General features: G+C 69.7%; 12 protein-coding genes. 6 read left to right on the top strand and 6 right to left on the bottom strand.

Annotated features, from left to right (window positions below):
- The first annotated feature begins 1 nt into the window (after position 1).
- Together ACFY36_RS15435 and ACFY36_RS15440 are read left to right on the top strand one after the other, a co-directional pair.
- Complete coding sequence (locus ACFY36_RS15435) at positions 2-1,630, top strand: phosphatidylglycerol lysyltransferase domain-containing protein (protein ID WP_499746601.1); 1,629 nt, start codon at positions 2-4, stop codon at positions 1,628-1,630.
- On the top strand, positions 1,627-2,244 hold the full coding sequence (locus ACFY36_RS15440) for a DedA family protein (RefSeq protein ID WP_499746602.1): 618 nt from the start codon (positions 1,627-1,629) through the stop codon (positions 2,242-2,244). The genes ACFY36_RS15435 and ACFY36_RS15440 overlap by 4 nt, the downstream gene beginning before the upstream one ends.
- Before the next feature lie 28 nt (positions 2,245-2,272).
- On the opposite strand, the gene ACFY36_RS15445 is transcribed toward ACFY36_RS15440, so the two are convergent.
- Genes ACFY36_RS15445 through ACFY36_RS15465 form a run of 5 tightly spaced genes read right to left on the bottom strand, consistent with a single transcriptional unit; the run spans position 2,273 to position 7,326 of the window.
- Complete coding sequence (locus tag ACFY36_RS15445) at positions 2,273-2,548, bottom strand: RraA family protein (RefSeq protein WP_499746603.1); 276 nt, start codon at positions 2,546-2,548, stop codon at positions 2,273-2,275.
- 54 nt (positions 2,549-2,602) lie between these two features.
- Positions 2,603-4,168, bottom strand: coding sequence for a family 20 glycosylhydrolase (locus ACFY36_RS15450; protein WP_499746604.1), 1,566 nt, complete (start codon positions 4,166-4,168; stop codon positions 2,603-2,605).
- A gap of 15 nt (positions 4,169-4,183) precedes the next feature.
- Positions 4,184-5,092 carry a carbohydrate ABC transporter permease gene (locus ACFY36_RS15455; RefSeq protein WP_499746605.1) on the bottom strand — a complete coding sequence of 303 codons (909 nt, stop codon included), beginning with the start codon at positions 5,090-5,092 and terminating at the stop codon, positions 4,184-4,186.
- A complete protein-coding gene (locus ACFY36_RS15460; protein WP_499746606.1) occupies positions 5,089-5,973 on the bottom strand; it encodes a carbohydrate ABC transporter permease in 885 nt (294 codons plus the stop codon). The genes ACFY36_RS15455 and ACFY36_RS15460 overlap by 4 nt, the downstream gene beginning before the upstream one ends.
- Before the next feature lie 3 nt (positions 5,974-5,976).
- Positions 5,977-7,326 (bottom strand): ABC transporter substrate-binding protein, encoded by a 1,350-nt coding sequence (locus tag ACFY36_RS15465; RefSeq protein WP_499746607.1) that lies wholly within the window; start codon positions 7,324-7,326, stop codon positions 5,977-5,979.
- 261 nt (positions 7,327-7,587) lie between these two features.
- Here ACFY36_RS15465 and ACFY36_RS15470 point away from each other — a divergent pair, with 261 nt between their 5' ends.
- Genes ACFY36_RS15470 through ACFY36_RS15485 form a run of 4 tightly spaced genes read left to right on the top strand, consistent with a single transcriptional unit; the run spans position 7,588 to position 13,701 of the window.
- Positions 7,588-8,589 carry a LacI family DNA-binding transcriptional regulator gene (locus ACFY36_RS15470; protein WP_499746608.1) on the top strand — a complete coding sequence of 334 codons (1,002 nt, stop codon included), beginning with the start codon at positions 7,588-7,590 and terminating at the stop codon, positions 8,587-8,589.
- Positions 8,590-8,598: 9 nt separating this feature from the next.
- Positions 8,599-10,674, top strand: a complete 2,076-nt coding sequence (locus ACFY36_RS15475) for a beta-galactosidase (protein WP_499746609.1) — start codon at positions 8,599-8,601, stop codon at positions 10,672-10,674.
- A 19-nt stretch (positions 10,675-10,693) separates the two neighbouring features.
- Positions 10,694-12,076, top strand: coding sequence for a glycoside hydrolase family 43 protein (locus tag ACFY36_RS15480; protein WP_499746610.1), 1,383 nt, complete (start codon positions 10,694-10,696; stop codon positions 12,074-12,076).
- Positions 12,073-13,701, top strand: a complete 1,629-nt coding sequence (locus ACFY36_RS15485) for a GH35 family beta-galactosidase (RefSeq protein ID WP_499746611.1) — start codon at positions 12,073-12,075, stop codon at positions 13,699-13,701. The genes ACFY36_RS15480 and ACFY36_RS15485 overlap by 4 nt, the downstream gene beginning before the upstream one ends.
- Here ACFY36_RS15485 and ACFY36_RS15490 read toward each other — a convergent pair.
- Positions 13,695-14,375 carry an SDR family oxidoreductase gene (locus ACFY36_RS15490; protein ID WP_499746612.1) on the bottom strand — a complete coding sequence of 227 codons (681 nt, stop codon included), beginning with the start codon at positions 14,373-14,375 and terminating at the stop codon, positions 13,695-13,697. The genes ACFY36_RS15485 and ACFY36_RS15490 overlap by 7 nt on opposite strands.
- Positions 14,376-14,377 lie beyond the last annotated feature (2 nt).

A 14,377-nucleotide genomic window follows, 5' to 3' on the forward strand; every position in this document is an offset into this window, starting at 1 on the left:
CATGAGGAACTCGCTGACGCCGGTGGCACGGCTCGTCCAGTTCGTCGGCGCCGTCGACCTGGCGTCGTCGGTGTCGCCGGCCATGCACCACCGGGTCGCGCCGCTGGCCGACCTGGTGCCCACGGCGGGCATGGTGACCGCGCGGGCGGCCACGGCCGTGATCGGGGTGCTGCTGCTCTATCTGGGCACCGGGCTGCGCCGCGGCAAACGGCGGGCGTGGCAGATCGCGCTCGGGCTGGCCATCCTCAGCACGGCGCTGCACGTGCTCAAGGGCCTGATCGTCCCGACCGCGCTGGCCCTGGCGATCGTCGTCCTGCTGATCGCCCAGCGGCGCCGGTTCACCGCCGGTGGCGACCCGCGCGACCGCAAACGGGCGTGGCAGGCGGCCGCGGCCTTCCTCGGTGCGGGCTTCGCGGTGGGGCTCGCGCTGATCGCCGCACACGGGGGCGGAACGACCAGCGGGCTCCACCGCGTCGAACATGTAGCGCTCGGCCTGTTCGGGGTGCACGGCCCGCTGCTCGGCAGCGCCGACGTGACCTACGCGACCGGCGCATTCGGGCTGCTCGCGCTCGCCTCGCTGGTCCTGCTGCTGCTCCGGCCGGTCGCCGGCCCGAAGTCGGTCGCGGACGACGAGACCCGGCTGCGGGAGACGATCGGCCGGTACGGCGACGGCGATTCGCTCGCCTACTTCGCGTTGCGCCGCGACAAGCGGCTCGCGTGGGCCCCGTCGGGCAAGGCGGCCGTGGCCTACCGGGTGGTCAACGGGGTGAGCCTGGCCTCCGGCGACCCGATCGGCGTGGCGTCGGAGTGGCCCCTGGCGATCGCTGCCTGGCGGGACGAGTGCGCGCGCCACGGGTGGACCCCGGCCGTCCTCGCCTGCGGTCCAGCCGGCGGCAAGGCGTACAGCAGATCGGGGTTGGAAGTTCTCGCCGTTGGTGACGAGGCCATCGTCGACATGCCCGGCTTCTCGCTCGACGGCCGCAGCATGCGCACGGTCCGGCAGGCGGTCGGGCGGATGCGCCGCGCTGGATACGAAACCCGGGTGGTACGCCAGCGCGACCTTCCCCCCGCCGAGCTGGCCGAGGTCACGGCCTGCGCGGACGCGCTGCGCGACGGCAAAGTCGAGCGCGGCTTCTCGATGGCGCTGTCCCGCCTCGGCGACCCCGACGACGGCGACTGCCTGCTGGTGCTGTGCCGCGACGACACCGGCCGGCTGCGCGGCCTGCTCAACTTCGTGCCGTGGGGCCGCAGCGGCCTGTCACTCGACCTGATGCGCGGCGACCGCACGGCGCCGAACGGTCTCACCGAACTGATGATCGTCGCGGCCATCGAGTACGCCGGCACGGCCGGCCTCACCCGCCTCTCGCTCAACTTCGCCGTCCTGCGCGGCGTGTTCGCCCGCGGCGAAGAGCTCGGCGCCGGACCGTTCATCCGTATCGGTTACCGCACCCTCAAGCTGGCGTCCCGGGTCTGGCAGATCGAGTCGCTCTACCGCGCCAACGCCAAGTTCCAGCCCGACTGGCAGCCCCGCTTCCTCTGCTATCCCTCGGCCCGCGACCTGCCTCGCGTCACCGTCGCCGTAATGAGCGCCGAGGCGTTTCTGCCCCAACTCACCGGAGGCCGGTCATGACCCAACTACTGACCATCGTCTCGTCCGCCCCGGCCTGGCTCGCCTACCTCGTCATCGGCCTGCTCGCCTTCGTCGAATCGGCCGCTTTCATCGGGCTCGTCTTCCCTGGCGAGGCCGCGCTGCTGCTCGGCGGCGTGCTGGCCGGAACCGGGCACCTGAGCCTGCCGATCCTGCTTATCGTCGCCGTCGCGGCCGCCGTCCTCGGCGACTCCGCGGGCTACGAGATCGGCCGCCTCGGCGGCGACACCATCAAGGCGAGTCGGCTCGGCCGGCTGATCGGCGACGAGCGCTGGGCCAAGGCCGACGCCTTCACCCGCAAGCACGGCGTCTGGGCCGTCGTCGCCGGCCGCTGGATCGGGCTGATGCGCGCGTTGGTGCCCGCCATGGCCGGGATGACGCTCATGCCGTACCGCAAATTCCTGGTCTTCAACGCGATCGGCGGCGCGCTGTGGGCCACCGCGGTGGTCGTCGGCGGCTACTTCACCGGCACCTCGTGGCATCAGCTCGAGAGCGCCCTGGGCGACATTTCGATCGTGGCTGTCGGCGCGGCGGCGCTCAGCGTCGTGGCCTTCGTCGCGCTGCGCCGCCGCGCCTCGGCCCATGGCCAGGTTTAGGGCGATCGACCTGGTACTTGCGGCCCGCTCAGCTGGCTTGCGAGGGCAGGACATCGATTCCGTCGTCGTCGGCGACCACCTGAGCGCCGGGCGGCAAGTCGCATCCGCCGAAGGTGACGAGTACATCGCGTTCGCCCGCGCCGGTCTTCGTGCTCTTGCGCGGGTTGGAGCCCACGGCCTTGATGCCGATCGGCAGCTCGCGCAGTTCGGCGACATCGCGGACGGCGCCGTGGATGATGACGCCGGACCGGCCGTTGTCCACCGCGAGGCCGCCGATGACCTCGCCCATCAGAGCGCGATGCACGGAGCCGCCGCGACGGAGCTGTAAGAGCAGGCCCCGCGCGTTCCCGCGCGACCGCTATGAAACGCCGGGAGCGGAGCCGACGGCGGCCACGATCGGCTCGAAGTCCGCGTAGGTCGTGGTCAGCGGGGGCGATTCCCAGGTCTTCTGGGCCATGACCCGCAGTCTCGGGTAGATCGAGGCGGCCACCTCGTCCTGGGTCCAGACCGCTGGATTGCTCCAGAAATGCACGGCGGATCCGCGCAGTCGCGGTTCGCTCGCGGCGACGTCGTACCACGGCGAGCCGGTGCCGGAGCCGTCGAAGTAGATGAAGCCGTGGAAGCGGTTGACGGTCCACTCCTCGTACATGTTCGTGATGGCCGGCGGCAGCGGGAACCCGTTCTCGGCGTAGTCGTAGGTCGGCAGGAAGCTGGAGTTCTGGATGGTGTAGCCCTCGTCCAGCAGCTGCTGCGGGGTTTTCGGGTTCGTCGACGGAATGGGGGTGTTGGTGTCCGTCCACCACTCGACGATGACGTTCTTGTCGACCGCGACGGTGGTGCCGGGGATCAGGGTGTCGTTCCAGACCCGCAACGTCTTGCCGTGGGCCCGGACGAGCTTGTTCATGTCGTTGATCAGGCCGTGGATGCCGTCGATGGCGGTGGCGGACGGTCCGTAGGTCTGCTTGGCGTACTGCTCGAGCTGCGGGTAGTTCGCGAACTCGTCCTCGCCGAGGAACTCGTCGGCGCCCATGTGCCAGTACGGGCCGGGGAACAGCGGGAGGTATTCGGTGACCAGGTCACGCAGGAACTTGCGGGCGGCCGGGATCGAGTAGTCGAGCTTGGTGGGCCGGGCCACCCCGTTCGCGTCCTTGAGCTGGAACTCGGGGTGTTTGGCGAGCGCGGCGCCCATGTGACCCGGCATGTCGATCTCCGGGACCACGGTGACGTGATAGCGGGCGGCCAACTGCACCAGGTCGCGGACCTGCTTCTTGGTCAGGAAGGTCTCCGACTGCAGGCCCTGCTTGCTCTCGATGCGCCAGCCCTCGTCGTCGGAGAAGTGCAGATGCAGGTAGTTCAGCTTCAGATAGGCCATGTCCCGTACCCGGTCGGCCAGCCAGTCGTACGAGTACGGCTTGCGGCCGATGTCCATCATGAGGCCGCGTTCGGGGTACCGAGGCTGGTCGAGCGCATGACCGGCCGGGATCGTGGTGTTCTGCTTCAGCAACTGCAACACGGTGCGGGTTCCGTAGAAGGCTCCGGCAGAGGCCTTCGCCCTGATGGACACCGACGAGCCAATGGTGAGGGTGTAGCCCTCCTGACCGAGGCTGGTCGCGCCGAGTTGAAGGGCGATGTCGCCGCCACGAGCCCGGGCATTGGTCACGACGACGTGTGCGGTCCGGCCGGTCAACGACCTCAGATCCGCCGCGAAGACGGCAGCATCAGAGCGCAACCGCGGCGCGTCCTGAGGACGTAGGAGGATGCGGGGTGCGGCGCTGAGGCGGAAGGCTCCGCTTGCGGGTGTCCATTGCTGAAGGGCGGGGATGGTCGCGGGTCGTGTGGGGGCGGCTTGAGCGGCGGCGGGGACGGCGGTCAGGGAGGCCAGTAAGCCGGCGACGGCGGCTCCCCAGCGGTATCTCTTCAGCATTGCGGTTTCCCTTTCTCACTTCACGGCGCCGGCCGACAGGCCGGACTGCCAGAACCGTTGGAGGAACAGGAACGCGATGACGAGCGGGATGATCGAGATGAGGGCGCCGGTGATGACGACGGAGAACAGCGCCTGGGAGCCGCCGCCGGCGTTGGCGGTGGCGTTCATCTGGGCCAGGCCCACGGTGACCGGGAAGTACTTGGGGTTGTTGAGCATGACCAGGGGCAGGAAGTAGTTGTTCCAGGTGGAGACCAGGGAGAACAGGAAGACGGTGACGAAGCCCGGCACGGTCATGGGCAGGGCCAGCCGGAAGAAGATCTTCGCTTCGCCGGCGCCGTCGATGCGGCCGGCCTCCATGATCTCGTCGGGCACGGAGTCGGAGACGTAGGCCCGCATGAGGTAGATGCCGATCGGGTTGACCAGCGACGGCAGGATCACCGCCCAGGGGGTGTCGGTGAGCCCGATCTGGCTGAAGACCAGATAGGTCGGGATGGCGAGCGCCGTCGTGGGCACCGCGATCGCGCCGAGGATGAGGCCGAACATGGCGCCCCGGCCCGCGAAGTCGAACTTGGAGAAGCCGTATCCGGCCGCCGTGGCCAGCAGCGCCGCGCCCAGGGCGCCGACGATGGAGTACCAGGCCGAGTTGCCCAGCCAGTTCCAGAAGACGCCGTCGGAGTACGTGAAGACGCCCTTGATGTTCTCGAACAGGTTGAAGTCGTCGGAGAACCAGAAACCGAACGAGCTGAACAGGTCGCCGTTGGTCTTGGTGGCCGAGACGATCAGCCAGAAGAACGGCACGAGGAAGTAGCAGAGAAACGCGAGCAGGAACGCCGTGGCCAGAACCGACTTGCGCTTGCCTCGCCGCGGGCCCGCGGCGAGGGCCGCCTGACGAGCCGGTGCAGGGGCCAGTTCGGTCGTGGTCATCGTGACCTCCGGAGCTTGCCCAGGCCGAAGACCAGGTAGGTGGCGAGCAGGATGACCAGGCCGAGGAAGAAGGAGACAGCGGCGGCGTAGTTGAGCTGCTGGTCGCTGAAGGCCAGGTTGTAGACGTACAGGTTGGGGGTCCAGTCGGGGGTGATGGCGGCGCCGGCCGACGGGCTGAGCACCTGGGGTTCGTTGAACAGCTGGAACGCGCCGATGATCGAGAACAGCAGGATCACGCCGAGAGCGGGTTTCAGCAGTGGCAGCTTGATACGCAGCGCGGTGCGCACCGGCCCCGCCCCGTCCAGCGACGCGGCCTCGTACAGATCACCGGGGATGGCCTGGAGCGCCGCGTACAGGATGATCATGTTGTAGCCGGTGAACTCCCAGGTGACGACGTTGGCGATCGATCCCAGGAGATTGCCGGCCGACAAGAAGTCCGGGTTCGGCAGGCCCAGATGACCGGCCACCTGGGTGACGGCGCCGAAGTTGCGGCCGTACATGTAGCCCCACAGAAGGCTGGCGACGACGGCCGGCACCGCGTACGGAATGAAGTAGCCGAGCCGGAACACCTTCGGCGCCCAGACCCGGCCGGAGTCGATCAGCAATGCGAAGGCGGTGGCCAGCACGATCGACAGCGGCACCTGGAGGAAGAAGAACTTCACGATCCGGGCCAGGCCGGCGTGCAGGTGCGGATCCTTGAAGGCGTCGATGTAGTTGTCGAGGCCGACGAAGACGGTCCCGCCGACGATCTGACTACGGAAGGTGCTCAGGTAGCCCGCGTACGCCAGCGGGACCACGAACATCGCGATGAACACGATCATGAACGGCGCGACGAAGAACAGCCCGGCTCGTCCGCGTCGCGCTGGGGTGGCCACGGTCATGACTCACCCATTGACCTTGAAGCCCTGCTTGCCCGCGTACGACACCAGGGTGCTCTGCCACTCGTCGAGCGCGGACGACAGCGGGGCCTTCTTGCTCAGGGCGGTGCCGACGCTGGGGTCGAACGAGCTGATGACGTAGTCGTTGAACGGCGGGAACTGGAAGTCGTTGCTGACCGTGCCGGCGTACGTGGCGAACTCCTCGTTGACCTTCTGGCCGCCGAAGAAGTCGTTCTTGCCGCCGGTGAACTTCGGGTCGGCCAGGGTGGCCTTCAGCGGCGGGAACAGCGACTGCTTCTGGGTCAGCAGCAGCGACGACTGCGGGTCGTGGTTGAGGAAGATCGCCAGGGCGGCCGCCGCCTCGGGGTTCTTGGTCTGCTGGGGTACGGCCGAGGTCGAGCCGCCCCAGTTACCGGAGACCGCCGCGCCGGTGCCCCACTGGGGCATGGGCGCGACCCGCCACTTGCCGGCGGTCTTGGCCGCCGAGCCCTGAAGGAACTGCGGCGCCCAGGCCGCGGTGACCCAGGTGGCGTACGAGCCGTTGCTGAGCCCGGCGTACCAGTCGTTGTTGAAGTCGGGATCGGCCGAGAAGACGCCCTGCTGCACCAGCGGCGTCCAGTAGTCGGCGAGCTTCTTCATCTCGGGCGAGTTGACCGCGATGGTCACGTTCGAGCCGTCGACCTGGAACGGCCGGGCGCCGGCCTGCCAGGCGTACCCGAAGATGTTCGGCGCGTCGTTGTTGGGCAGGTTCATCATCGCGATCTTCGGGTTGGCCGCGTGCAGCTTCCTGCCCTGTTCGGCGAACTCTTCCCAGGTCGTCGGCACCTTGAGGCCGTACTGGTCGAAGATGTCCTTGCGGTAGAGCATGCCCATGGGGCCGGTGTCCTGCGGGATGGCGTAGACCTTGTCGCCGTCGGACACCTGCTTCCAGGTCCACTCGACGAAGTCGTTCTTCACCTCGGCCGCGCCGTAGGGGCCGAGGTCGAGCAGGTCACCGGTGATGGAGAAGCTGCCGACGGTGTCCAGGCCGATCTGCACCACGTCGGGTGCACCGTTGCCGGCCTTCAGCGCGCTGCGCAGTTTCGTGTACTGGTCGTTGCCCTGACCGGCGTTGACGACGTTGACCTTGATGTTGGGGTACTTGGCCTCGAAGAGCTTCACCTCCTCCTCGATCCCGGTCAGCCAGGTCCAGAAGGTCAGGGTGGTCGGCTTGCTCAATGCGGCGGCGATGTCGGCCGACGACTTCGGCGTCGCCGAGCCGGACGAGCCGTCGTTGCCACCGCAGGCCGCCAGCAGGGCTCCGGCCGAGGCGGCAGCACCGAGGGAAAGAAATCCGCGACGATTGATATTGATCATGACTGCACGCTCCTCCGAGTAGCAGATTTGACTACGCAGTCATCGGGGCCTGTCAGCAAGCGCGCCGCTCGCGGCATCGCGAAACGTCTGCGTTGACGACGTAGTCAGGACACACTGTCGTACGGTCTCTGTCACAAAGTCAAGGGTCATCGCGGACTTGAATGACGAGTTTTGACTACGTAGTCTCGACCACACTTGAGCCGGGACGGTGGCGTCTGGCACCGTTCATCGACGGATCAGGGCACAGAGAGAGGATCAGCCGTGACATCACCTCGAGCGGCGAGTACGGACGTGGCACGCCTGGCCGGCGTCTCGCAGAAAACCGTTTCGCGGGTCATGAACGGCGAGCCTCACGTGCGGCCCGAGTTGCGGGAGCGGGTCATGCGCGCCGCGCAACAGTTGAACTATCGGCCGAACGCCGCCGCCCGCAGCCTGCTCTCCGGCCGCAGCAACCGCCTCGGTGTCGTCTCGCTCGGCGCCAAGAAGCTCTACGGCCCGGCCGGCATGGTGGCCGCGGTCGAGCAGGCCGCGCGCAGTTTCGGCTATGCGACCAGCGTCGCCCACCACGAGCACGGCATCGCCGAGTCGATCGGCTGGCTGATGGAGCAGGGTGTCGACGGCATAGTCCTGACCGGCGACGTCGACGAGGGTCCCGTCACCATCACCGTCGACGTCCCGGTGCTGACCATCGGCCGCTACCCCACCCTGGTCGCGCCCCGGCGCATCCGCTCGGCCGAGGATGCCGACCGCAACGGCTACCTGGCCACCAAGCACCTCATCGACCTCGGCCACACCCAGATCCGGCACGTCTCGGGCCCGGAGCGCTGGTGGGCCTCCCGCGACCGTGTCCACGGCTGGCGCACCGCGCTGACCGACGCCGGCCTCGACGTGGCCGAGCCGATCGAGGGTGACTGGACCTCGGCCGGCGGTTACGCCGCCGGCCGGCGGCTCGCCGCCGACCCGGCCATGACCGCCGTCTTCGTGGCCAACGACGAGATGGCCATCGGCGTCATCCGGGCCCTGCACGACGCCGGCCGGCGCGTGCCCGGGGACGTGAGCGTGGTCGGCATGGACGACATCCCGTCCGCCCGCTTCCTCAACCCGGCGCTCACCACCATCGTCCAGGACTTCGACGCCGTCTCCGAGGAGGGCGTCGCCATGCTCATCCAGGAGATCACCTCGCCGGCGCACACCGAGCGCCGGCTCAGTCACGTCGAGCCGGTGCTGGCCGTCCGCGAGTCCACCGCACCGCCGCCTCTCTAGGAGCTCCACATGCACATCCCGGACCGTGTCCTGTTCGGGGCGGCCTACTACGCCGAATATCAGGACAGCCCGCACGACTTCCCGCTGATGGCCGCGGCCGGGTTCACCGTCATCCGCGTCGGCGAGTCCGTGTGGTCGACCTGGGAACCCGAGGACGGCCGGTTCGAGCTCGACTGGATGCAGCCGGTCCTCGACCGGGCGCACCGGCACGGCATCGCCGTCATTCTCGGCATGCCCACCTACGCGGTACCGCCGTGGCTCGCCCGCCGCTACCCCGAGATCGCCGGTGAGACCGCGACCGGGCAGCGGGTCGGCTGGGGCGCCCGGCAGGAGGTCGACTTCACCCACGCCGCGTTCCGCTTCCACGCCGAACGGGTCATCCGCGCCATCCTCGAACGCTACGCCGATCATCCGGCGGTCATCGGATTCCAGGTCGACAACGAGCCCGGCTTTCACCTGCTGCACAACCACGACGTCTTCCAGCGTTTCGTCGAGCACCTGCGCCGCCGCTACGGCAGCGTCGAGGCGCTCAACGACGCGTGGGGGCTGGTCTACTGGTCGCACCGGCTCTCCGACTGGTCCGACCTGTGGCGGCCCGACGGCAACGCGCAACCGCAGTACGACCTCGCCTGGCGCCTGTTCCAGGGCGAGCTGACCAGCGAGTTCATCGCCTGGCAGGCCGGCATCGTGCGCGGCTACGCCGGACCGGATCAGTTCGTCACCACGTGCATCGCCTACGAGCTGCCCGCCATGGACGACCAGCTGGTGTCCGGGGCCCTCGACGTCACCGCCGGCAACGTCTACTACGAGATGCAGGACGCCCTGCGGCTGCCGCAGCAGCGGCGGGCCGTACAGAAGTGGCGTTCCTCCGGTGCCTGGGCCCTGCGCATGACCGCCGACCGCATGTACGCCTCGAAGCAGGCCCCGTTCCTGGTGACCGAGACCAACGCCGCCATCATCGACGATCCGTGGATCAACAAGCCCGGCTACGACGGCCAGCTGCGCCAGGCCGCGTGGGCCATGGTGGCCCGGGGCGCCCAGATGATCGAGTACTGGCAGTGGAACACCCTGCATTTCGGCGCCGAGACCTATTGGGGCGGCGTCCTGCCCCACGACGGGCAACCCGGTCGGGCGTACCACGAGATCGCGCGGCTGGGCGCCGAGCTCGCCGCCGCCGGCGACCTTGTCACGGGCCTCGAACCCGACAATGACGTGGTCTTGTTGTACTCGACGCCGAGCAAGTGGTTGATGGACCGGCAACCACCGCTGTCGGACGCCGACGGCAACCCGCTCAGGCGCGCCTATCACCAGATCTTCGACGCCTTCTACAAGGGAGCCTTCGACGCGGGCCTCCAGGCCCGCATCGTGCACGTCCAGCAAGCGCTCGACAGCACCGCCCAGGAATTCGCGGCCGAGCACCCGCTCCTCGTGGTCGCCGGTTGCCAGGTCGCCGGCCAGGATCTGCTGGACTGGCTCACCGCCTACGCCGCCGCCGGCGGGCACCTCGTTCTCGGCCCGCGCACCGGTTACTGCGATCTGGAGGGCCGGGCCCGCCCGCAGACCGCCCCTCCAGGCCTGTCCGGCCCGGCCGGGGTGCGCTACAGCGAGGTCAGCAACCTCAGCGGCGACCTCCAGGTGCTCAGCCCGGCGGAGAGCCCGCTCCGGCTCGACGACGACTGCACGGCCACCGCCTGGGTCGAGAGCCTGGAGGCCGGCGACGCGCAGATCCTCGCCGGCTACGACCACCCGCACTTCGGCCGCTGGGCGGCCGTCACCACGCATCAGCACGGCGAAGGACGCATCACCTACGTCGGCACCGTGCCCGGCGCCGACCTCGCCCGCGCGCTGTTCGCCTGGGCCCGCCCGGAACCCGGCACCTGGACCGCGCTGCCGCCCTCGGTCACGGTCAGCAGCGCCATCAACCGCGACGGCCGCCGGCTGCACGTGATCCACAACTGGGACTGGCAGCCGCAGACCCTCCCAGCGCCGGTCGACCTCGAGAACGTGGTCACGAACGAGAAGACCCGCCGCGGAGAAACCATCGAGCTCGGAGCGTGGGATGTCATCGTCACCGTCGAGGACTGACAGCCTTGCGACCCGGCCCGTGCTACCCGGTTTCCACCCCGATCCCAGCGTCTGCCGGGCCGGCGACACGTACTGGCTGGCCTGTTCCAGCTTCGAGTACGCGCCCGGAGTGCCACTGTTCCGCTCGACCGACCTGCTGACGTGGGAGCAGACCGGCAACGCTCTGAGCCGCCCGTCGCAGCTCGACGTGTCGGCGGCCGGGCCCTCCGGTGGCATCTTCGCCCCGAGCCTGCGGTTTCACGACGGCCGGTTCTGGCTGATCACCACCAACTGGTCGGACGGCCGCGGCCAGCTGCTGTCCTGGGCCACCGACCCGGCCGGTGAGTGGTCCGACCCGATCCGGTTGCCGGCTGAGAGCATCGACCCCGAGCTGGCCTGGGACGACGACGGCGTCTGCTACCTGACCCTCTCCGAGGGGCCGGCGGGCATCGCCCAGTACGTCATCGATCCGCTGACCGGCGAGCTGCTCTCCGGCCGGCGTCACCTGTGGAGCGGCACCGGCGGCATGTTCCCGGAAGGACCGCACCTCTACCACGTCGGCGGCTACTGGTATCTGCTGATCGCCGAGGGCGGCACCGAACGCGGCCACGCGGTCACCATCGCCCGCGGCCCCTCGCCGTCCGGGCCGTTCGAGCCGTGCCCGCACAACCCGCTGCTGACCGCCCGCGGCACCGACCGGCCGGTGCAGAACACCGGCCACGCCGACCTGATCCAGCGGCCGGACGGCACCTGGGCCATGCTCTACCACGGCGTCCGGGCCCGCGGTGGCTCACCGCAGTGGCACGTGCTCGGCCGCGAGACCTTCGCGTCCGAGATCGAGTGGCACGACGGCTGGCCCCGGCTCACCACACCGATCGAGCCGCCCGCACCCGGCACCGTCGAGATCGACGAGCTCGCCGGTGAGACGCTGCCGCCCTCCTGGGTCGCACCCCACCGGTTCCCCGCCGAGGTGCTGCACCGGGTCGGGGACCGATGGCAGCTCGACGGTCCCGCCTTCGCCGGACGACGGCAGCAGCACCTCGCCGCCCGGGTGACCGCGACCATCGACGCCCGCCACGGCTGCGGCGGCCTGGGCGTACGCATCGACCCTCGTCACCGCCTCGACATCGAGATCGACGGTGACCACGCCCGCGCGGTCGCCCGGGTCGGCGACCTCACCATGACGCTCGGCGAAACCCGCGTCCTCGACCCGGGCCAGGTTCGTCTCGAACTTCAGATGGTCCCGGCCGGACCGGACGAGATCGTCGCTCGCGCCGACGGCGTGGAACTCGGCCGGCTCGACGGCCGGTACCTGTCCACCGAGGTCGCCGGCGGCTTCACCGGACGCATCCTCGGCGTCGCAGCGATCCGCGGCCGCCTCAGCATCCTCTCGTTCACCTACAGCGGAACGGACCGGACGTGACCCACCCCCGCCTGAGAACCACTGCCACCGGCAAACAGCTGATCGTCGGCGGCGAGCCGATGCTGCTGCTCGGCGGCCAGCTGCACAACTCCAGCCCCAGCAGTTCGGCCTACATGGCACTGGTCTGGGACCGCCTGGCCGCCATGAACGTCGCCACCGTCATCGGCAGCGCCAGCTGGGAGCTGACCGAGCCCGACGAGGGCCGCTTCGACTTCGCCCTGGTCGACGACCAGATCGAGCAGGCCCGCCGCCGGGGCATGCGGCTGGTGCTGATCTGGTTCGGCGCGTACAAGAACGCCGCCTCCACCTACGCGCCACGCTGGGTACGCGCCGATCCGGAACGCTTTCCCCGGGCCCAGCTCGGCAGCCGCAGCCGGGCGGTCTTCACCTACGAGGGCGACACGCCCAAGCCGGTGCTCTCCGTCTTCTCCGGCAACCTGCTCGAGGCGGACCGCCGCGCGTTCACCGCCTTGATGAACCACCTGGCCGCCGCCGACCCCCAGCACACCGTCGTCATGGTCCAGGTGGAGAACGAGGTCGGCGTGCTCGGCGACAGCCGGGACCGCTCCCCCGCCGCCGAGGCCGCGTGGCGGCAGCCGGTTCCGGCCGCTCTGATCGACCACTTGGTCGCACACACCGACACGCTGCGACCTGAACTGCTCGATCTCTGGTCCGCTCAGGGCCGTCCCACGGCCGGCTCCTGGGGCGCAGTCTTCGGGAACGACGCTCGCGCTGACGAGGTCTTCATGGCGTGGGCGTTCGCCTCCTACGTCGAGTCGCTCGCCATCGCCGGCAAGGCGGTCACGGCGCTGCCGATGTTCGCCAACGCCTGGCTCGGCCCGCAACCGGGCATGACCGAGCCCGGCCAGTACCCGAGCGGCGGTCCGGCCCGGCCGGTCCTCGACGTCTGGAAGGCGGCCGCGCCGTCGCTGGACCTGCTCGGCCCGGACATCTACGTCGAGGACGTCGCGCCCGTGCTGGCCGACTACCACCGGCCGGACAACCCGTTGTTCGTGCCGGAAGCCCAGTTCCGGGCCGGCACGGCCTTTCTGGCGCTGGGACGCCATCACGCGATCGGCTTCTCCGTCTTCGGCATCGACGACGGCCGGCCCGACAGCCAGCTCGCCGCCGCCTACGCGCTCCTGCAGCCGATGCGGCGAGTCATCACCGCCGCCCAGGCCGAGGGCCGGATCGCCGGTGTCCTGCTCGACGGCGGCGACACCGAGACCACGCTGCGGCTCGGCGGGTTCGACATCGTCGCGCGTGACGCCGGGGCGCTGCTCGGCCGGATGCGGCTCGACGCCGGCCTCGAGGCGCCGCCCGCACCGGCGCCGCTGCCCAGCGAGACCGAGCCCGGCGCGGTCACCGAGCGGCCGGGCGACTCGCGCCCGTTCGCTCTGATCATCCACGAGGCCGGCGACACCTTCGTCGTAGCCGGGCAGAGCCTTACGCTCGACTTCACCCGGCCCGGCGCGGCCGTAGAGGTCGACTACGTCGAGGAAGGCCGTTTCCGGGATGGTGTATGGGTCCCGGGCCGCGTTCTCAATGGCGACGAGCGGCTGTTCACCCTGCCGCTGGGAACTCTCGGTGCGGTTCGGATGCGGCTCCTGGTGCTGCCTCAGTAGGTGGCGCGACCGCCGCTGATGTCGTAGACGGCGCCGGTGGAGAACGTGACCTTGTCGGAGACGAGCCACGCGATCAGCTCGGCGACCTCCTCCGGGCGGCCCACCCGCTTCATCGGGATCAGGCTCGTGATGTGGGCCAGCGCGTCCGGACCGGTGCTCGCGTTCATCGGGGTCTCGATGACGGCCGGGGCGATCGCGTTGGCCAGCACGCCGGTGGTGGCCAACTCCTTGCCGAGCGACTTGGTCAGCGCGATGACCGCCGCCTTGGAGGCCGAGTAGGGCGACATGTTCGGGTTGCCGTCCTTGCCGGCCATGCTGGCGATGTTGACGATCCGGCCCCAGCCGCGCTCGCGCATGCCGGGCACGAAGGCGTGGCAGGTATTGAACGTGCCGTGCACGTTGACCGCGAAAGTGCGGTCCCAGGCCGCGCGGTCGATCTCCCACAGCGGGGCGTTGGGCCCGACGATGCCGGCCGAGTTGACCAGGATGTCGACCGGCCCGATCCGCTCGGCCGCCGCCCGCACGGCGGCGGTGTCGCTGACGTCGACGCGCACATCGGCACCGTCGGCGAGGTCGAGGGTCACGACGTCGAGCCCGTCGGCGGCGAGACGGGTGGCGGTGGCGGCGCCGAGGCCGCTGCAACCGCCGGTGACGACGGCAGTTCGGTTGCTCACCC

The sequence above is a fragment of the Actinoplanes sp. NPDC000266 genome, from assembly GCF_042899005.1.
Taxonomy (GTDB): Bacteria; Actinomycetota; Actinomycetes; order Mycobacteriales; family Micromonosporaceae; genus Actinoplanes.